General features: G+C 66.5%; 1 pseudogene. It reads left to right on the forward strand.

Annotated elements, in window-relative coordinates:
- Positions 1-227, forward strand: a pseudogene (locus IF04_RS36380) (hypothetical protein); the annotation flags it as partial.

Genomic DNA, 227 nt, shown 5'->3' on the forward strand with positions numbered 1-227 from the left:
GACATCACCGCCACGGTGGCCGCGTTCTGGGCGGCGGAGCGCACCTGCCACAACAAGATCACGGCGCTGTGGAACGGCACCCAGATGGTGGCCGGGGACGGCTCGGACAAGGCCAACCAGTACGGCTTCAACGCCGAGGACATGAAGAACGCCAAGCTCCCCTGGGGCGACCCGGTGGAGGAGCAGCACCACTGGTACGAGGTCGGCCACTGGGTGAAGTCCTTCGT

The organism is Streptomyces violens (genome assembly GCF_000717745.1).
GTDB classification, from domain to species: Bacteria; Actinomycetota; Actinomycetes; order Streptomycetales; family Streptomycetaceae; genus Streptomyces; species Streptomyces violens.